This is a genomic window from Streptomyces sp. ME02-8801-2C (genome assembly GCF_033793965.1).
Lineage (GTDB): Bacteria > Actinomycetota > Actinomycetes > Streptomycetales > Streptomycetaceae > Streptomyces.
Genome location: NZ_JARAXP010000006.1, coordinates 274,861 through 293,022, shown reverse-complemented (window position 1 = coordinate 293,022; position 18,162 = coordinate 274,861). Strand labels below are relative to the sequence as shown.

Sequence of the window (18,162 nt, the reverse complement as noted above, 5' to 3'; positions counted from 1 at the left end):
ACCATGGCCATGGCGAAGACGAAGGTTCCTACGGCGCTCGTGGCCGCCGGCGGTCTCGTCGGCGGGTACGCCGTCGCCCGCTGGAGCCGGAACCGGCAGCTCGGCGGCGCCGTACTGGCCGTAGCGGGGACCGTCGCCGCCCAGCAGTGGCAGGAGCAGGCGGGCGCAACGGCCGCCGGGGCGCTGACCGTCGCGTACGTCGCCGCCTTCGCCGGATCGCACCCCCTGGCCAAGAAGGTCGGCGCCTGGCCCGCCGTGTTCGGGGTCGCCGGGGCCGTAGCCCTCGCCTCCTGGGCCGTCGCCGACCGGCACTAGGCAGTTCCGGGCGCCCTCTGGAACGCCCGCCGGTAGGCGTACGGGCTGGTCCCGACCACCCGTTTGAAACGGTCCCGGAAAGCCGTCGGTGACCCGAACCCCGTCTGGGCAGCGATCCGTTCGACCGGGTGCGTCGTCGTCTCCAGCAGGTGCTGCGCCTGCCGGACCCGCGCCCGGTGCAGCCACTGCAGGGGTGTCGTGCCGGTCTGTTCGCGGAAACGGCGGTTCAGGGTACGGGCGCTCATCCCCGCCTGCGCCGCGATGTCGGCCAGCGTCAGGTCGCCCTGGTCCGCGTGGTCCTCCAGCCAGCGCAGTACCGGTTCCATCGTCGCGCCCGCCGGGGCCGGCGGCTGGGCCCGGACGATGAACTGGGCCTGCCCGCCCTCCCGTTCGAGGGGCATCACACACATCCTGGCCGCCTGCGCGGCGACCGCCGAGCCGTGGTCGCCCCGGATCATGTGCAGGCACATGTCCAACGCCGCCGCCGCGCCCGCCGAGGTGAGGAACTGGCCGTTGTCGACGTACAGGACGTTCGGATCGACGGTCACCGCCGGGTAGCTGTCCGCGAGGTCCTGCGCGGCGATCCAGTGCGTGGTGGCACGCAGGCCGTCCAGCAGGCCCGTCGCCGCGAAGAGGAACGCGCCGACGCAGATCGAGGCGATCCTCGTCCCGCTCGCCGCCGCCGCGCGCAGCGCCTCCGTGACGCCCGGCGGCAATGGCGGGGTCGGGTCGGCGATGCCCGGCAGGACGATCGTGTCGGCGTCCCCCAACGCGTCGAGCCCGTACGGCGCCCGCACGGTGAACGGCCCCGCGCTCACCTCGTCGGCGACCGAGCAGACCCGTACGCGATACGCCTCCCGCCCGTCCGGAAGCCGCGCCCAGCCGAAGGCGTCGATCGGCGCGGAGAGATCGAACGGGATGACGCCATCGAGGGCCAGTACGGCGACGGTGTGCGCGACAGGGGGGTGCGTGGAGGTGGGCATGACAGTCGGGGTGTCGGTGGGCATGGCTGGAGCCTAGAGAATCCGGTGGCGACAATCCGTTGACCCATGGCAAAAGCGCCACTTCTGCGCGCCCCTCCCCACGCCTACCGTCACCCCGTGACCAAGTTCCTTCTCGCCGTCCATGTCCTGGCCGCGATCATCGCCGTCGGGCCCGTGACCGTCGCCGCCAGCATGTTCCCGCCCAGCGCCCGCAAGGCACTCGAGGCGCCCGACGATCCCCGGGCACGGGAGACCGTACGGCTCCTGCACCGGATCTGCCGGGTGTACGCGGGTGTCGGCATCGCCGTACCCGTCTTCGGGATCGCCACGGCCACGAGCATGGGGGTGATGGGTGACGCCTGGCTGATCGTGTCCATGGCGCTGACCGTCGCGGCGGCGATCGTCCTGGTCGTACTGGTGCTGCCCCGGCAGGAGACAGTCGTCGAGGGAAGCGGGGACCGGGCCGCGACCGTTCAACTCGCCATGTTCACCGGCGTGTTCAACCTTCTGTGGGCCACGGTCACGGTGCTGATGATCGTCCGGCCCGGTTCCACCACCGGGGCCTAGGATCGCGCACCCTCGGGACTCAGCCGCGTCCCGCCGACACCAGCCCCTCCAGGGATTCCTCCTCCACCTGGAACGCCCGCCCCACGCTCGCCGCGACCAGCACCCCCGCCGCCATGACCAGCGTGAAGAAGGCCCAGGTCAGGGGCCAGGCGTTGGCGAATCCGTCAGGTGGGCCGGGCTGGGTGCTCAGGGAGACGTACATAAGGGTCGCCGGGGGGACCGCCACCAGCAGCACAGGCCAGCCCCGCCGGTCGCGATACCCGAAGTACGCGCCCAGAAGCAGCAGCAGGACGCCCAGGGCGGCGACGCCCACGCCCGTAACCGGCGTGGTCTCATCGATCGAGCCCACGTGCTGCGCCCGGTTGCGCAACTCCCAGGGCACGCACACGACGTACGACGCCGAAGCGACCGCGGCGCCGAGGGCGCGGGTCAGCCAGCGCTCGGCCCAGGGGCGCGTCCGCAACGGCCTGAGCAGCTTCCAGATGGTGCCGTTCCCCGTTGTCTCGGTCATACCTTCGAGGGTTACCTCTCTGGAGACGGTCCGACAGAGTACGCGTACTCAGGTACGGGTACCTATCCGCCGGCCTACACCCCCACCGCCCGCGACACCGCGTAGATCAGCAGTCCGACCAGCGAGCCGACCACCGTGCCGTTGATACGGATGAACTGCAGGTCGCGGCCGATGTGGGCCTCGATCTTCTTCGTCGTGTGCTCGGCGTCCCAGCCCGCGACCGTGTCCGTGATCAGGGAGGTGATCTCGCCCTGATAGGTCGTCACGACGTACACCGCCGCGCCCTCGACCCAGCCGTCCACCTTGCTCTGCAGACCGGCGTCCACCGACATCCGCGAACCCAGCGACAGCAGCGACGCCCGTACGCGCAGCCGCAGTTCGCTGCGCTCGTCCTCCGCCGCCGAAACGATCATCGAGCGTACGGCCGTCCAGGCGGACGCGATCAGGTCCTGGACCTCGCCGCGCCCCAGCACCTCGGTCTTCAGCCGCTCGACACGCGCGCGTGTGTCCGTGTCGGACTGGAGGTCGGCGGCGAAGTCGGTGAGGAAGCGGTCCAGGGCGCCGCGCGCCGGATGGGAGGGCGCGTCGCGCATCTCGGTGACGAAGCGCAGCAGTTCCTTGTAGACGCGCTCGCCGACCTTCTTGTCCACGAACTTGGGCGTCCAGCCGGGCGCGCCGCCCTGCACGGCGCCCATGACCTCCTCCTCGTGCAGGACGAGCCAGTCGTGCGCGCGTACGCAGACGAGGTCGACGACCCGCTTGTGGCCGCCGTCGACGACGACCTTCTCCAGCATCTTGCCGATGCCGGGCGCGATCTCCTGGGCGTCGGCCCGCCGGGTGATGGCCTCGCCGACGACGGCCTGGACGTCGGAGTCGCGCAGGACGGTGAGCGCGCCGCGCAGCGCCGCCGACAGCTCGGCGGTGACACGGTCCGCGTGCTCCGGCTCCGCCAGCCACGTGCCGAGGCGGCTGCCGATGCCCACGGCACGCAGGCGCTGGCGTACGACGTCCTGGGAGAGGAAGTTCTCGCCGACGAACTCCCCCAGGGAGATGCCGAGTTGGTCCTTCTTGGTGGGGATGATCGCCGTGTGCGGGATGGGCAGGCCGAGGGGACGGCGGAAGAGGGCGGTGACCGCGAACCAGTCGGCCATCGCACCGACCATGCCCGCCTCGGCCGCCGCCGCGACATACCCCGTCCAGCCGCCGGCGCCCTGCTCACCGGCCCACTTGGCGAGGACGTACACGACGGCGACGAAGGCCAGCAGCCCGACTGCGGTGAGCTTCATCCGACGCACGCCGCGCATGCGCTCCTCGTCGGCGGGACCGAAGGCGTTCATGGCCCGACCGGGGACGGCCCCCGGGGCGGCCCCTTCGGTCACCCCGGCCCCATCGGCACCTCTGGCCCCTCTGGCGCCTCCGGACGCGTCCTCTGAACCCGTTCTCCTGCGTTCCATTCGCTCCACCGTTCAGTGATCCCCCACACATTGTCCCTTCTTGACCTACTCCCGGAACGGAACAGGAGTTCCCCACGTATATCCGGAGGGGGTGAGTCCGAACGATTCGGCCGACCCCCGCAGGCCCATCCCGCATCATGGGCGCAGCCCACCGGAGCCCCACGCTCCCCACCGCACTAGGAGTCACGCACCCCATGACCAGGCGCCACGGTTATGGCTTGTTCGCCGCGATGATCACACTCGTCGTGGCCGTATCCACCGCCATCTACGTCGGGGCGACCCTCGACGACGGCACCACCCCACAGGCCAAGACCGTCAGCCGCGCCCGCGGCGACTCGGGCAACGCCGTCGCCCCCGCGTCCGCCGGCACCTGGGTCGGCACCTGGTCCGCCTCCCCGGTCGGCGGCGAGCCCGGAACCGCCGTCCAGGGCCTGGCCGGCCGCTCCCTGCGCAACGTGGTGCACACCTCGGCCGGCGGTACGAGTGCCCGCGCCACCCTCTCCAACCTGTACGGCACCCAGCCCCTGACCATCGCCCACGCCTCGATCGCCGTCGCCGCCGCCGCGAACAGCGCGTCCGCCGACGCCGGCACCATGCGCCGGCTCACCTTCGGCGGCAGCCCCTCGGTGACCATCCCGGCCGGGCAGCAGATCGTCAGCGACGCGGTACGGATCGTCGTCCCGCGCGACAGCGACGTCCTCGTGACGACGTACTCCGCGATCCCGTCCGGCCCGGTCACCTACCACCCGCACGCCCGGCAGATCTCGTACGCCGCGCTCGGCGACCGCACCGAGGACCCCTACGCCGCCGCCTACACCGAGCAGGTCGAGGCCTGGCGGTACGTCACCGCCCTGGACGTCTTCAGCAACGAGGCCGACGGCACGGTCGTCTTCCTCGGCGACTCGCTCACCGCCGGCACCACGTCCAGCGTGGGCACCAACAGCCGCTGGCCCGACGTCCTGTCCGACCGCCTCCACGCTGCGGCGGAGACCGGCGCGGACGTGCCCCACTACAGCGTCCTCAACCAGGGCATCGGCGGCAACCGCGTCCTGAAGCCGGGCGGTCTCAGCATTCCGGCGCCCAACGCGAGCGGGCTGGAACGGTTCGGGCGGGACGTGCTCGACCATCCGAACGTCAAGGTCGTCGTCATCGACCTGGGCGTCAACGACATCCTGCGCTCCCGCAACCCCAAGGCCCTGAAGGCGTCGTCGATCGTCGCCGGGCTGCGGCAGATGGTCGCGGAGGCGCACGGGCGGGGCCTGCGGGTGGTGGGGGCGACGCTGATGCCCTTCGGGGGGTTCCACGGGTACTCGGCGACGACCGAGGGGTTGCGGCAGGCCGTGAACGCGGAGATCCGGGCGGGGCGGGTGTATGACGCGTACGTCGACTTCGACAAGGCGATGCGGGATCCGCGGGATCCTCGGAGGTTCCTGCCGGGGTTCAACTCGGGGGATCACTTGCATCCGAGTGATGCGGGGTATGCGCGGATGGCGGAGGTGTTCGACTTGGAGGAGTTGAAGGGGGCTGCGCCGGCGCGGCTGTAGGGGCTGGGGGTGTCGGGGGCGCGTTCGGAGGGCGCGGGCCGGTGGGGGCTGGTCGCGCAGTTCCCCGCGCCCCTGAAAACGCGGGCCCGGCGGGAGTTGGTCGCGCAGTTCCCCGCGCCCCTGAAAAACGGCCGGTGAGGTCGGCCGCGTCGTTCCCCGCGGGCCTTGGCAGCGCCCTCACTGCGGGCCCGGCGGGGGCTGGTCGCGCAGTTCCCCGCGCCCCTGAAAACGCGGGCCCGGCGGGAGTTGGTCGCGTAGTTCCCCGCGCCCTTGAAAAACGGCCGGTGAGGTCGGCCGCGTCGTTCCCCGCGGGCCTTGGCAGCGCCCTCACTGCGGGCCCGGCGGGGGCTCGTCGCGCCGTTCCCCGCGTCCCTGAAAAACACCGGCCCGGCCGGGGGGCTCGTCGCGCCGTTCCCCGCGTCCCCTGAAAAACACCGACCCGCCCGCGTCCCTTGAAGGCGGGCCTGTCGCTGCGGGCAGGCGTGCCGCCAGGGGCGGCACGGGTGGGCGCGGTGGCACCCCGTTCAGCGCCGGGCTGCGCGATCCGTCCCCGGCCCACCCCGCGTCAGCTGTCCAGTTCTCCTCGGGCCTCGCGGCGTTCCGCCTTCAGGCGTTGGCGTTCCGCCTTCGGGAGTTTGCGGGTCACGCCCACCCCGCCCCAGAAGGCGAACCCCTGGATGATCACCCGCGGGGCACCGGGATCCCCCAGCACCCCTTCCTGGCTGTGGTCGAATCCGCCCATGATGCCGATGCCCCGCACCACCACCTCGACGCCCGGTGGCACGATCACATCCACACCCCCCATGATCGCGACGCAGTTGATGACCACCTCGTGCTCCGCGAAGTTCGCCTCACGCAGATCGAGTTCCCCACCACCCCAGAACGCGACCGAGTTGAACACCCGCGGCACAGTCCAGCGCCCCTTGCGCTGAAACCCGCCCATGATCGCGACCCCCCACCGCGAGGTGCCCTCACCCCCGACCACCCGCTCCGCCCAACTCCCGCCCCCCACAGGCTGCTTGACCATGCTCACCGCGGGCGCACTCACCCCGGCCCCGGGCAGGTCACGAGTGATCGGCGCCAACTCACCGTACGTACGCGCCTGATACGTCGCGTCCAACCGCTCCTCGAACTCCGCCATGTCGAGCCGCCCCTCCGCAAGGGCGTCCCGCAACACCTCGGCGACTCGTTCACGATCGGCGTCGGAAGCGCGCAGCTCCGGAAGGTCGTCCGTCATACAGGCAGCCTACGAGGTTCCAGCAGATCCCCGCGAGGGCGGCTACGACACCGCTCTCCCCGATTTCTCGGCCTGTTCGGCGTACATTTTCGCGATCACAGCCTCGATGTCCGGCTCCCGCACCGACAGGTCCACCAGCGGATACTCCGCCGCGATCCGCGCCACCAGCGGAGCCGCCGACTCCGACGCCGGGAACGCCAGCCACTGCCTCGGACCCTCCACCCGTACGACCCGCGCCGACGGCACGCCGATCGGCGGCAGCTCCCGCTCCAGGTCCACGACGAGGGTCCGCTCGCTGTCGCCCACCTCGTGCAGACCGGTCAGCGGACCGTCGTACATCAGCCGGCCGTGGTCGATGACCATCACGCGCGAGCAGAGCTGCTCGATGTCCTGGAGGTCGTGCGTGGTGAGCAGGACCGTCGTACCGCGCTCGGTGTTCAGGTCGCGCAGGAACTCACGTACCCGGGCCTTCGAGATGACGTCCAGGCCGATCGTCGGCTCGTCGAGGTACAGCACCTCGGGGTCGTGCAGCAGAGCCGCCGCGATGTCGCCCCGCATCCGCTGCCCCAGGGACAGTTGACGGACCGGCACGTCCAACAGGTCTCCCAGCTCGAGGAGTTCGACGCAGCGGTCCAGGTTCTCCCGGTAACGGGCGTCAGGGATGCGGTACATGCGGTGCATCAGACGGTACGAGTCGATCAGCGGAAGGTCCCACCACAACGTCGTACGCTGCCCGAACACCACCCCGATCCGCCGCGCGAGCCGCGTGCGCTCACGGGACGGGTCGATACCGGCGACACGCAGTCGGCCGCCGCTCGGGGTGAGGATGCCCGTCAGCATCTTGATCGTCGTCGACTTCCCGGCACCGTTCGGGCCGATGTAGCCGACCATCTCCCCGCGAGCCACCCGGAAGGAGATCGAGTCGACCGCCCGCACCTCCCGCCGCTCACTGCGCATGAACCCGGTCCGCTTACGCACGTCGAAGACCTTCTCGACACCGTCCAGCACGATGAACGACTCGTTCATGGACTCGTTCAAGGACTCGTCGGCGGATTTACTGAAGGAACCGTCCATCTGGCTGTCCACTCGCCTAACTCCCCGTGCTCCGGTACGTACGAAGTCCCGCGCGCCACGCCAGACCGGCGAGCGCGCAGCAGCCCGCCGCCACCAGCGGCGGCAGGAACGCCACCCACTCCGGCAGGTCGAGCGGGTAGGGCCGGCCCAGCACATACAGCGCGGGCAGCCAGTTGACGAAGGCCAGCGGGAGGACGAACGTCACCCCGCGCACCAGGTCCTGCGCGAACAGACCCGGCGGATACTGCAACAGCGTGGTGCCCCCGTACGTGAACGCGTTCTGCACCTCGGATGCGTCCCGCGCCACGAACTGGAAGGCCCCTCCCCCGACGAACACCGCGCAGAAGATCGCCCCGCCACTGATCACCATCACCGGCATCAGCAGCACCTTGACCGTCGTCCAGTGGACGTCGTCGAGGGTGAGCAGGGCGTAGCCGAGCACCAGCAGCCCCTGGGTGATCCGGCCGATCCGGCGCACCGCGAACCGGTCTGCGGCAACCTGCGCGAGCACCGGCGCCGGCCGGACGAGCAGCGTGTCCAGGGTGCCGTCCCGGACCCGGCGCCCCAGCCGGTCCATCGACCCCACGACGAGGTCGGCGATCCCGAACGCGACCGCCGACAGCCCGTACAGAAACGCGACCTCGGGCAGCGAGTAGCCGCCGAGCCGGTCGATCTGCGAGAACATCAGCATGATCGCCAGGAAGTCCAGGCCGGTCGCCACGAAGTTCCCGATCGTGGTCATCGCGAACGAGGCCCGGTACGCCATCGTGGAACGGACCCACATCGCGGCGATCATCCGATAGGCCCGTACGCCGTCGACCACACGCTCCCTGCGGCTGAGCGGCCCGTCGTCCCAGGCACCCCCGCGAGCTCCGGTACCACCGAGACCCACGTCACCCACCCTGAACCACCACCCGCCGAGTAGCGACCGCCTGCAACAAGCGCCCCACCGCCAGCAGCGCCACCGCCCACCCGGCCTGGAACGCGAACGTGCCCAGCGGATCCGCCTCCCCCAGCAGGATGTCCGCCGGCGCCTGGATCAGCGCCGCCCACGGCAACGCCCGTACGATCTCGCCGAGCAGCCCCGGGAACACGTTCAGCGGCAGCACCATGCCCGAGCAGAAGACGCCCGCGAGCCATGCCATCTGGATGATGCCCGCACCGTCGAGCAGCCAGAACGCGGTCAGCGCCACCAGGAACCGGAACGAATAGCTCACCAGCATCCCGAGCGCCACCGCCGCCAGGAACGCCAGCCAGGTCTGCGGGTCGGAGGGAAGCGTCAGGTCGAACAGCCAAGCGCCGATCGCGACCGGGACCAGCCCCCGGCCCAGCAGGTGGAACAGGGCCCGGCCCATGTCCTGGGCCAGCCACCACAGCTGCAGGTCGGCCGGACGGTACAGGTCGATCGCGATGTCACCCGTACGGATACGCTCGATCAGCTCGTCCTCGAAGCCCGTACCCATCACGCACATCGTCATCAGCAGCGCCTGGCCCAGCCACACATAGGTGAGAGCCTGGGACTGGTCGTACCCGCCGAGGTGCGGTCTCTCGTCCCACAGCGCGATGTACGTGTAGGCGAGGATCACCCCGAAGACGGTGTTGGTGAACATCCCCGCCAGCGTGGCCGTCCTGTACGTGGCATAACGTCGGAAACCCCCGGCCGCGACGGCCGCGTACAACCGCCCAGAACCCACGACACCAGCCTTTCCGCACGTGTTCGCATGCGTCCGCACGTATGCGGACCGAAGCGCAGGAGCCTAGTGGGCGGCCCGGCCCGCCCGCCACGCGTTTTCGGCAGGAAGGGTTGGGTGCAGAGGTCAGGGAACTGATCGGGCGGTGCGACAGTCTTCAAGAGGGGGCGTTGTAGAGGTTTGAACGCGTGAGAGGTCGTACGGGAACGTACGACGCGAAACAGGAGTCCGTGCACCGCATGAGCGACCAGCCAGAGCCGCAGCAACCGACGAAGGACCGGGCACCCGCAGAACCCGACGTGCGGATCGACGTTGAATCCGACGTGGATCGCGATGTGGAACCGGTCAGGGAATCGGACGTGGAACCGGACGCAGCACCGGACTCGGAACCGGACGTAGAGCCCGAAGTGGCGGAGGGCGGGAAGCCGGAGAAGACCCAGCCGCCGCGGCAGGCCAAGCCGGCAAAACAGGCTGAGGCAGCCGCGGAGGCCCAGCCGACCAAGCAGAGCCAGGTGCCACAGCAGGCCCAGGCACCCGCGCAGGCTCAGCCGACCAAGCAGGCCCAGGCCGCCGCGCAGGCCCTGACGGCCAAGGAGGCTCGGGCGGCCAAGCAGACCCAGGTGCCGCAGCAGGCCCAGGAAGCCGCGCACGCCCAGACGGCCAAGCAGGCCCAGGTGCCGCAGCAGGCTGAGGCAGCCGCGCAGGCCCTGACGGCCAAGGAGGCTCGGGCGGCCAAGCAGGCCCGGATGGCCCAGCAGGTGCAGGCGGCGGCCCACGCGGCTCGGACGGCCCAGACGGCTGGGGCGGCTGGGAAGGCCCAGCAGGCTCAGACTGTCCGGGCGGCTGGGGCGGCCGGGGCGGCTCAGCAGGGCCGGACGGGTGAGAAGGGCCAGCCGGGCAAGGAAGCCGCGCAGGCTGCCGCGTCCGCCCCGAAGGGCAAGGGCAGGCGTCCTCGGCGTACCGGATGGCGGCGGCTGGTTCCGACCTGGCGCTTCGTGCTCGGCACGTTCGTACTCGGGGTGCTGCTGGTCATCGGCCTGTTCGCGCTCGGCTACTACATGGTGCACATCCCGGCGGCGAACGCCGCGGCCACCAAGCAGAGCAACGTCTACCTCTACGCCGACGGCAGCCAACTCGCCCGCGACGGCGAGGTCAACCGGGAGAACGTGCCCCTGTCGCAGATCTCCAAGGACGCCCAGCACGCCGTACTGGCCGCCGAGGACCGCGACTTCTACACCGAGTCGGCGGTCGACCCCAAGGCCATGATCCGCGCCGCCTGGAACACGGTGACCGGCAAGGGCAAGCAGTCCGGGTCGACGATCACCCAGCAGTACGTGAAGAACTACTACCTCGCACAGGAGCAGACCGTCACCCGAAAGGTGAAGGAGTTCTTCATCTCCATCAAGCTGGACCGGGTGAAGACCAAGGACGAGATCCTGGAGGGCTACCTCAACACCAGCTACGCCGGCCGCAACTCCTACGGCCTCCAGGCCGCCGCCCAGGCCTACTACGGCGTCGACGCCATCGACCTGACCGCAGGCCAGGGCGCCTACCTCGCCGCGCTGCTGAACGCGCCGAGCGAGTACGACGTGATCGCCCACCCCGAGAACAGGCCTGCCGCGCTCGCCCGCTGGGCCTACGTCCTCGACGGCATGGTCAAGAAGGGCTGGCTGACGCAGTCCGAGCGGAATTCCATCACCTTCCCCGAGCCGAAGCAGTCGATCGTCTCGACGGGCATGTCCGGCCAGCGCGGCTACCTCGTCAAGGCGGTCAACGACTACCTCTTCGACAACAAGATCCTCACCGAGAGCGAACTCCAGGCCGGCGGCTACCGCATCACCACCACCCTGCAGAAGCCCAAGCAGGACGCCTTCGTGAAGGCCGTCAACGACAAGGTGATGAAGAAGCTCGACAAGAAGAACAACAAGGTCGACAACTACGTCCGCGCGGGCGGCGTCGCCATCGACCCCGCCACCGGCAAGGTCGTCGCGATGTACGGCGGCATCGACTACACCAAGCAGTACGTCAACAACGCGACCCGCCGTGACTACCAGGACGGCTCCACCTTCAAGCCGTTCGTGTTCACCTCCGCCGTCGAGAACGGCTCGGTGACCCAGGACGGCCGGACGATCACCCCGAACACCTACTACGACGGCACCAACAAACGCCCCGTGGAGGGCTGGAGCGGCCCGGAGTACAACCCCGAGAACGAGGACCAGGGCTCGTACGGCCAGATCACCGTACGGACGGCCACCAACAAGTCCGTCAACTCGGTGTACGCGCAGATGGCCGTGGACGTGGGCCCCGCGAAGGTCAAGCAGACGGCGATCGACCTCGGTCTCCCGTCCGACACGCCCGACCTCAACCCGTACCCGTCCATCGCCCTCGGCACGTCGACGGCCAGCGTCCTCGACATGACGGAGGCGTACGCCACGCTCGCGAACCACGGCAGGCACGGCACGTACACGATCATCGAGAAGATCACCAAGGACGGCACGGAGGGGACGGTGAGGCTCCCCAAGCAGAAGACGAAGCAGGTGGTGTCGCGCGAGGCCGCCGACACGACCACGGCCGTCCTGCAGAGCGTGGTCGAGGAGGGCACGGCGACCGCCGCCCAGGACGCCGACCGCCCGGTGGCCGGCAAGACCGGCACCGCCGAGGAGGACACGGCGGCCTGGTTCGCCGGCTACACCCCCGACCTCGCGACGGTCGTCGCCGTCATGGGCCAGGACCCCGAGACCGGCAAGCACAAGTCGCTGTACGGCGCGATGGGCCTCGCCCGCGTCAACGGCGGCGGCGCGCCCGCCGAGATCTGGGCCCAGTTCACCAAGTCGGCCCTGAAGGGCAAGAAGGTGAAGGAGTTCGACCTCCAGCTCCAGGAGGGCGCCGACGAACAGCCCCTCCCGCCCGTCAACCCGCAGCCCGACCCCGGCACCGACGCCGGCCAGGACAACGGCGGCACCACCACCAACGGCACCACCGGCGGTCCCCAGGAAACCCCGAGCTCGACACCGACCACGGGGGGCACGACGACCGGCGGCACGACGACGACAGGCGGCGGCACAACCACCACCACCGGCGGCGCGACGACAGGCGGCGCGCCCACCACCGGCGGCACGGCCACCACCGGCGGTACGGCGGACACCGGCGGCGCCACCGACACGGGCGGCACCGGGACGGACACCGGCGGCACGGCCGACACGGGCGGCGGAAACACCGACGCCGGCGGCGGGACGGACCCGGGCGGCGACGCGGGAGGAGCGACGCCGGGGGTGACGAACGGCGGCGCTCTGACCCCGAGAAGGAGCTGACGCGGACGGCCATCGGCTGAAGCGAACGACAGAGGGGCTGGTGACATGGTCACCAGCCCCTCTGCGTACCGCGAATACCTATGCAGGGATGGGTGGGTCAGAGATACAGGCCGGTCGAGTCCTCGGAACCCTCGAAGCGGTCGGCCGCGACAGCATGCAGATCGCGCTCGCGCATCAGCACATAGGCGACCCCGCGCACCTCGACCTCGGCGAGGTCCTCCGGGTCGTACAGGACCCGATCCCCCGGCTCCACCGTACGAACGTTCTGCCCGACCGCGACGACCTCGGCCCACGCCAGCCGGCGCCCGACGGCCGCGGTGGCGGGGATCAGGATGCCGCCACCCGAACGCCGCTCACCCTCGGTGGCGTCCTGCCGCACGAGCACCCGGTCGTGCAGCATCCGGATGGGCAGCTTGTCGTGATGGATGCTCTTCTCATTGCTTTTGGCGCTCACCCTCCGAACCTACCTGCCTCTTCAGCCCTTGCGCCGCCGGGTACCCAGAGCGAGCAGCCCGACCAGCCCCACGACCACCAGGGCGACAGGCACGATCCGCTCGATCCTGGGCGCGCCCTCCTCGTCGACGAACTGGCCCTTGACGTCGCCGACAACACGGTTCACACCGACGTAGGCACGCCCAAGGGTGTGATCGATGTTCGAGACGACCTTGGCCTTGGCATCGCCGACGATCGTCTTCGGGTGCACCCGCACCCCGATCTCGTCGAGCGTCTCGGCCAGGGTCTCGCGACGACGCCTGATGTCCGCCTCGATCTGCGCCGGAGTTCTGCTGCTGTCCGAGGTGTCCGCCACCGTACGCCCTCCGAAGTCTGCTGATGAGTTGCTGATGCGTAGCTGCTGCCTTGACGACTGCTCCGGACAGTCTGTCAGTTCCACCTCGGAGCGCACTGTCAGCACCCCCGGTTAGGCTCGGAGCGGCACCTTTCAGGACGAGGACGTACGAGGAGACCAGACCGATGAGCGAGCGACTCCAGCCCGGTGATGTGGCCCCGGCCTTCACCCTGCCCGACGCCGACGGCAACGAGGTGTCGCTGGCCGACCACAAGGGCCGCAAGGTCATCGTCTACTTCTACCCGGCCGCCCTGACCCCCGGCTGCACCAAGCAGGCCTGCGACTTCACGGACAACCTGGAACTGCTGGCCGGCGCGGGCTACGACGTGATCGGAATCTCCCCCGACAAGCCGGAGAAGCTCGCGAAGTTCCGCGAGAAGGAGAACCTGAAGGTCACCCTGCTCGGCGACACGGACAAGACGGTCCTGGAGGCGTACGCGGCCTTCGGCGAGAAGATGAACTACGGCAAGACGTACATGGGCGTCATCCGCTCCACGATCGTGGTGGACGAGGAGGGCAAGGTCGAACGGGCCCTGTACAACGTCCGGGCGACGGGCCACGTGGCGAAGATCATCAAGGACCTGGGCGTCTGAGGGCCCGTCAACACAAAACCCCCGCCCACCAGCGGCCGCCCGCCCGGTACGATGGCAGGCGGCTAGCGGCGGTGGTGCAATGGCGACACAGCAGACTTAGGATCTGTGGCCCTTGATCGGGCTTGAGGGTTCGAATCCCTTCCGCCGCACACAAACGGCCTGCGAATCGAAGGATCGATTCGCAGGCCGTTCCTGTACCGGCGCCTCAGCCCAACAACTCCCGCACCACCGGCACCAACCCCCGAAACGCCTGCCCCCGATGGCTGATCGCGTTCTTCTCGGCGGCCGTCAGTTGTGCGCACGTCCTGGTCTCGCCCTCCGGCTGGAGGATCGGGTCGTAGCCGAAGCCGCCCGTGCCCTCCGGGGCGTGGCGGAGTACGCCCAGCAGCCGGCCCTCCACCACCCTCTCCGTGCCGTCCGGGAGTGCCAGGGCCGCCGCGCACGCGAAGTGGGCGCCCCGGTGTTCGTCCGCGATGTCCGAGAGCTGGGCGAGCAACAGGTCCAGGTTGGCCCGGTCGTCTCCGTGTTTGCCCGACCAGCGGGCCGAGAAGATGCCCGGGGCGCCGTTCAGGACGTCCACGCACAGGCCCGAGTCGTCGGCCACCGCCGGGAGGCCTGTTGCCTGGGCCAAGGCGTGGGCCTTGAGCAGGGCGTTCTCCGCGAAGGTGACGCCCGTTTCCTTGACGTCGGGGATGTCGGGGTAGGCGTCCGCGCCGACCAGGTCCATGGGGAGGGCCGCGTCGGCGAGGATCTGCCTCAGCTCGGTGATCTTTCCGGCGTTGCGGGTGGCGAGGATCAGGCGTGTCATGGCGTCCAGTATCCCGGCCTCCCCGGGCTCGTCCGCGACCCGTTTACGACGTGCAGACCTTCGTCAGTTCGCCGGCCGCGTCCGTGACGCCGGTGACGTCGGGGGTCGCGTCGCCGTTCTTGATGGCCGTACGGACGTTGTCCACGGCCTTGTTGAGGTCGTCGACCGCCTTGTTGACGTCGGTGTTGTCCGTCTTGTCGCCGAGGTCGCTGAGGTTCTTGTCGATCGACGCGAGGGCCTCGTCGGCCTGTGTCGGGTCGTTTGCCGCGTTCTGGACCGCGTCCTGGAGGTTGGAGACGCTGGTGGCGATGGCGTCGGCGGTCTGGACGCAGTCCAGGGCCTTGTTGACGGCGTCGCATCCGGTGGTGAGCCCGGCGGTCAGCGCGACGGCCGCGACGGTTGCGGCGACGGCTGTCGCACGGCGCCCCCGTCCGAGGCCTCGGGCGGCGTTACGGAGTCGGCGACTGACGGGCATGGTTCGGATTCCCTCCGTTGACTGACTGCTCAGTGCGTGACGTACTGGCTGGTCGGGCGTACGGCGGTGCATCATCGTCGCCGTACGCCCATGCTTCTGGGTATTCCTGGAGACGCGGTGGAGCCATCGTGCGGTTGCTGCGGCCCCCACCTTATTTGGCGTTTCCTTTACCTTTCCAGGTTCGCTTCCAGCGCCTTGCGCTGCAGTGCCGCCAGGTCGGTGCAGCCGGCCACCGCGAGGTCGAGGAGGGCGTTCAGCTCGTCGCGGGCGAACGGTTCGGCCTCGGCGGTGCCCTGGACCTCGACGAAGCGGCCGTCGCCGGTGCAGACGACGTTCATGTCGGTCTCGGCGCGGACGTCCTCCTCGTAGCAGAGGTCGAGGAGCGGTACCCCGCCCACGATTCCGACCGACACCGCGCTCACCGTGCCGGTGAGGGGCTGGCGGTTGTGGCGGATCAGCTTCTTGCCCTGCGCCCAGGTGATGGCGTCGGCGAGGGCGACGTACGCGCCGGTGATGGCGGCCGTGCGGGTGCCGCCGTCGGCCTGGAGGACGTCGCAGTCGAGGACGATCGTGTTCTCGCCGAGCGCCTTGTAGTCGATGACCGCGCGCAGGGAGCGGCCGATGAGGCGGCTGATCTCGTGCGTACGGCCGCCGATCTTGCCGCGGACGGATTCGCGGTCGCCGCGGGTGTTGGTGGCGCGCGGGAGCATCGAGTACTCGGCGGTGACCCAGCCCTCGCCGCTGCCCTTGCGCCAGCGCGGGACGCCTTCGGAGACGGAGGCTGTGCAGAAGACCTTCGTGTCGCCGAAGGAGACGAGGACGGAGCCCTCGGCGTGCTTGCTCCACCCGCGTTCGATGGTGACGGGGCGGAGCTGTTCGGGGGTGCGGCCGTCGATACGTGACATGGCGACGAGCCTATCCGTAACGGCGGAAGGGGCCCTTCCCGTGGCGGGAGAGGGGCCCCTCAGGGGTGAACGCCCGCACTACGCAAGGGTGTTCACATCATGTCCTCGATGTCCGCGGCGATCGGGTCGGCGTCCGTGCCGATGACGACCTGGATCGCGGAGCCCATCTTGACGACGCCGTGGGCGCCGGCGGCCTTGAGGGCCGCGTCGTCGACCAGTTGGGGGTCGACGACCTCGCAGCGCAGGCGGGTGATGCAGCCCTCGACCTCTTCGATGTTGTCGAGGCCGCCGAGCCCGGCGACGATCTTCTCTGCCTTGGTGGACATGTCCTACTCCCTGGTCCGAGCCACTTTGTCGCAGTAACCCATAGTTGGCGGATGTTCGCGAGCGGTCTGCGCACTGTTCGCCGACTGGTCTACACCAGTCTGCATCTGTTGTGAAATCGCGGGTTCCTTATACGGCCTTCACCGTGCTACAACATGGTCTACACCACTGATTGGTGTAGACCACGTCCCCCGTTGGAGGAAGTATGAGCACCGCCACCGCCGCGGCGGTCCCCGCGAAGAAGAGGGGATCCGGCCTGTTCCAGGGCCTGCAGAAGGTCGGCCGCAGCCTGCAGTTGCCGATCGCCGTACTTCCGGCGGCGGGGCTTCTGCTCCGGCTCGGCCAGGCCGACTCGCAGGAGAGGTTCCACATCCCCGCCGATGTGGCGAAGGTGTTCGCCGGAGCCGGTGGCGCCCTGCTGGACGGTTCCTTCGGCCTGCCCCTCCTGTTCTGCATAGGCGTCGCCATCGGCTTCGCGAAGAAGTCGGACGGCTCGACGGCGCTGGCAGCCGTGGTCGGGTTCCTCACCTACTACGCGGTGATCCACCAGTACCCGATCAAGGACGGCCACGAGGGCGCCACCTACACCGGCACCGGACTCGGCGGCGGCTTCTGGCAGAAGGGCAACGAGGCCGCCCAGGCCGCGACCTTCGAGAACCCGGGCGTGCTCGGCGGCATCATCCTGGGCCTCCTGACAGCGGTGCTCTGGCAGCGCTACCACCGCAAGCAGCTCGTGGACTGGCTCGGCTTCTTCAACGGCCGGCGGCTCGTGCCGATCATCACGGCCGCCCTCGGTACCGTCCTCGGTGTCCTGGTCGTCCTGGGCTGGCAGCCCATCGGTGATGTCATCACCAACTTCGGCGAGTGGATGACTGGTCTGGGTTCCTTCGGCGCCGCTCTCTTCGGTCTCATCAACCGTGCGCTGATCCCGATCGGCATGCACCAGTTCGTGAACTCGGTGGCCTGGTTCCAGATCGGCGACTTCACCGACTCCGCCGGCACGGTCTTCCACGGCGACCTGCCGCGCTTCTTCGGCGGTGACCCGTCTGCCGGTATGTTCATGACCGGCTTCTTCCCGATCATGATGTTCGGTCTGCCGGCCGCCGCCCTCGCGATCGCTCACTCCGCCCGTCCCGAGCGTCGCAAGGCCGTGCTGGGCATGATGATGTCGATGGCGCTCACCTCGTTCTTCACGGGCGTCACCGAGCCGATCGAGTTCACCTTCATGTTCATCGCCCCGGTGCTGTACGCCATCCACGCGGTCCTCACCGCGGTCTCCATGGCCGTGACCTGGGCCCTCGGCATGCACATGGGCTTCAGCTTCTCGGCCGGCTTCATCGACGTCTTCATCAACTGGGGCATCTCCACCAAGCCCTGGCTGTTGATCCCGGTCGGCCTCGTCTTCGGCGCGATCTACTACTTCGTCTTCCGCTTCGCCATCGCCAAGTTCAACCTCCCCACCCCGGGCCGCGAGCCCGAGGAGGAGGTCGAGGATCTCACCAAGGCGTGAGAGACCGTCGTAC

General features: G+C 69.6%; 19 protein-coding genes and 1 tRNA gene. 7 read left to right on the top strand and 13 right to left on the bottom strand.

The window, feature by feature from the left end:
• Positions 1–3: 3 nt before the first annotated feature.
• Positions 4–315, top strand: a complete 312-nt coding sequence (locus PV396_RS21530; protein WP_319206855.1) for a hypothetical protein — start codon at positions 4–6, stop codon at positions 313–315.
• Here the strand turns inward: PV396_RS21530 and PV396_RS21525 are convergent.
• Entirely contained in the window at positions 312–1,322 is a 1,011-nt protein-coding gene (locus tag PV396_RS21525; protein WP_319206853.1) for a GlxA family transcriptional regulator, read from the bottom strand. The genes PV396_RS21530 and PV396_RS21525 overlap by 4 nt on opposite strands.
• 93 nt (positions 1,323–1,415) lie before the next feature.
• Here PV396_RS21525 and PV396_RS21520 point away from each other — a divergent pair, with 93 nt between their 5' ends.
• Positions 1,416–1,865, top strand: coding sequence for a hypothetical protein (locus PV396_RS21520; protein WP_319206851.1), 450 nt, complete (start codon positions 1,416–1,418; stop codon positions 1,863–1,865).
• Positions 1,866–1,884: 19 nt separating this feature from the next.
• On the opposite strand, the gene PV396_RS21515 is transcribed toward PV396_RS21520, so the two are convergent.
• Both PV396_RS21515 and PV396_RS21510 read right to left on the bottom strand, forming a co-directional pair.
• Complete coding sequence (locus PV396_RS21515) at positions 1,885–2,376, bottom strand: hypothetical protein (RefSeq protein ID WP_319206849.1); 492 nt, start codon at positions 2,374–2,376, stop codon at positions 1,885–1,887.
• A gap of 74 nt (positions 2,377–2,450) precedes the next feature.
• Entirely contained in the window at positions 2,451–3,713 is a 1,263-nt protein-coding gene (locus PV396_RS21510) for a DUF445 domain-containing protein (protein WP_416071451.1), read from the bottom strand.
• 311 nt (positions 3,714–4,024) lie between these two features.
• On the opposite strand from PV396_RS21510, the gene PV396_RS21505 reads away from it, so the two are divergent.
• A complete protein-coding gene (locus PV396_RS21505) occupies positions 4,025–5,374 on the top strand; it encodes an SGNH/GDSL hydrolase family protein (RefSeq protein WP_319206845.1) in 1,350 nt (449 codons plus the stop codon).
• A 565-nt stretch (positions 5,375–5,939) separates the two neighbouring features.
• Here PV396_RS21505 and PV396_RS21500 read toward each other — a convergent pair.
• The 4 genes from PV396_RS21500 to PV396_RS21485 all read right to left on the bottom strand — a co-directional run bounded on the left by PV396_RS21500 (position 5,940) and on the right by PV396_RS21485 (position 9,379).
• Positions 5,940–6,611: a DUF1707 domain-containing protein gene (locus tag PV396_RS21500; RefSeq protein ID WP_319206843.1), complete on the bottom strand. Its 672-nt coding sequence runs from the start codon at positions 6,609–6,611 to the stop codon at positions 5,940–5,942.
• Positions 6,612–6,653: 42 nt separating this feature from the next.
• Positions 6,654–7,637, bottom strand: coding sequence for an ATP-binding cassette domain-containing protein (locus PV396_RS21495; protein ID WP_319207388.1), 984 nt, complete (start codon positions 7,635–7,637; stop codon positions 6,654–6,656).
• Between the two features lie 64 nt (positions 7,638–7,701).
• Positions 7,702–8,577, bottom strand: coding sequence for an ABC transporter permease (locus tag PV396_RS21490; protein WP_416071450.1), 876 nt, complete (start codon positions 8,575–8,577; stop codon positions 7,702–7,704).
• Between the two features lies 1 nt (position 8,578).
• A complete protein-coding gene (locus PV396_RS21485) occupies positions 8,579–9,379 on the bottom strand; it encodes an ABC transporter permease (protein WP_319206841.1) in 801 nt (266 codons plus the stop codon).
• 743 nt (positions 9,380–10,122) lie between these two features.
• On the opposite strand from PV396_RS21485, the gene PV396_RS21480 reads away from it, so the two are divergent.
• Positions 10,123–12,687 (top strand): transglycosylase domain-containing protein, encoded by a 2,565-nt coding sequence (locus PV396_RS21480; protein WP_319207384.1) that lies wholly within the window; start codon positions 10,123–10,125, stop codon positions 12,685–12,687.
• 97 nt (positions 12,688–12,784) lie between these two features.
• Here the strand turns inward: PV396_RS21480 and PV396_RS21475 are convergent, their stop codons facing one another.
• Complete coding sequence (locus PV396_RS21475; RefSeq protein WP_319206838.1) at positions 12,785–13,141, bottom strand: GroES family chaperonin; 357 nt, start codon at positions 13,139–13,141, stop codon at positions 12,785–12,787.
• Positions 13,142–13,162: 21 nt separating this feature from the next.
• Positions 13,163–13,495, bottom strand: a complete 333-nt coding sequence (locus tag PV396_RS21470; RefSeq protein ID WP_319206836.1) for a DUF3618 domain-containing protein — start codon at positions 13,493–13,495, stop codon at positions 13,163–13,165.
• Positions 13,496–13,659: 164 nt separating this feature from the next.
• Between PV396_RS21470 and bcp the strand changes: the two genes are divergently transcribed.
• Together bcp and PV396_RS21460 are read left to right on the top strand one after the other, a co-directional pair.
• Complete coding sequence (gene bcp / locus PV396_RS21465; RefSeq protein WP_319206833.1) at positions 13,660–14,127, top strand: thioredoxin-dependent thiol peroxidase; 468 nt, start codon at positions 13,660–13,662, stop codon at positions 14,125–14,127.
• Positions 14,128–14,192: 65 nt separating this feature from the next.
• Positions 14,193–14,276, top strand: a tRNA-Leu gene (locus PV396_RS21460).
• Positions 14,277–14,332: 56 nt separating this feature from the next.
• Here the strand turns inward: PV396_RS21460 and rdgB are convergent.
• The 4 genes from rdgB to PV396_RS21440 form a co-directional block, all read right to left on the bottom strand.
• A complete protein-coding gene (gene rdgB / locus PV396_RS21455) occupies positions 14,333–14,935 on the bottom strand; it encodes an RdgB/HAM1 family non-canonical purine NTP pyrophosphatase (protein ID WP_319206831.1) in 603 nt (200 codons plus the stop codon).
• 43 nt (positions 14,936–14,978) lie between these two features.
• A complete protein-coding gene (locus PV396_RS21450) occupies positions 14,979–15,410 on the bottom strand; it encodes a hypothetical protein (RefSeq protein ID WP_319206829.1) in 432 nt (143 codons plus the stop codon).
• Between the two features lie 167 nt (positions 15,411–15,577).
• A complete protein-coding gene (gene rph / locus PV396_RS21445) occupies positions 15,578–16,315 on the bottom strand; it encodes a ribonuclease PH (RefSeq protein WP_319206827.1) in 738 nt (245 codons plus the stop codon).
• Positions 16,316–16,407: 92 nt separating this feature from the next.
• Positions 16,408–16,641: a PTS glucose/sucrose transporter subunit IIB gene (locus tag PV396_RS21440; protein ID WP_319206824.1), complete on the bottom strand. Its 234-nt coding sequence runs from the start codon at positions 16,639–16,641 to the stop codon at positions 16,408–16,410.
• 203 nt (positions 16,642–16,844) lie between these two features.
• On the opposite strand from PV396_RS21440, the gene PV396_RS21435 reads away from it, so the two are divergent.
• On the top strand, positions 16,845–18,149 hold the full coding sequence (locus PV396_RS21435) for a PTS transporter subunit EIIC (protein WP_319206822.1): 1,305 nt from the start codon (positions 16,845–16,847) through the stop codon (positions 18,147–18,149).
• Positions 18,150–18,162: the final 13 nt, after the last annotated feature.